Genomic DNA, 545 nt, shown 5'->3' on the forward strand with positions numbered 1-545 from the left:
TACAACTATAGAAATTTTTATGTTTCTCGTATTCTTATTTTCCAATATGTCAATGAACTTTCTGTAGATATGAGAGCTTAGACTTGAGATCTTAGACAAATAAATGTCTCAAATCTCATATCTCACGTCTCAAATCTTACGTGGTGGAGAATATCGGAGTCGAACCGATGACCTCCTGCGTGCAAGGCAGGCGCTCTAGCCAGCTGAGCTAATCCCCCGTTTTTTAGTTGGCAGTCTTTAGTATTCAGTAATCAGTCTTCACTGTACTGCGTACTGCTTAACTGCGTACTGTAAACTGGTTGCCCAACTTCTAAAATTTCCTTTTCAACATACACCATAGCTTTAGCGCAGGTGTACAGTATATTTTAATGAACTTATGTCTCAGGTTCAAACTTTGAACTTTAAACTTTAAACCTTAAATCGCAAGCTTCGCTTGCTTCGTAGTCTCAGGCAGACTCGAACTGCCGACCTCTACATTATCAGTGTAGCGCTCTAACCAGCTGAGCTATGAGACTGTTTCTTTAGATGTTAGATCTTAGATTTTA

At 39.3% G+C, this 545-nt stretch carries 2 tRNA genes; both read right to left on the reverse strand.

Annotated elements, in window-relative coordinates:
- Positions 1-141: 141 nt before the first annotated feature.
- Positions 142-218 (reverse strand) — tRNA-Ala (locus tag HC175_RS17010).
- 223 nt (positions 219-441) lie between these two features.
- A tRNA-Ile gene (locus HC175_RS17015) sits at positions 442-515 on the reverse strand.
- Between the last annotated feature and the right edge of the window lie 30 nt (positions 516-545).

The organism is Salinimicrobium oceani (assembly GCF_012037645.1).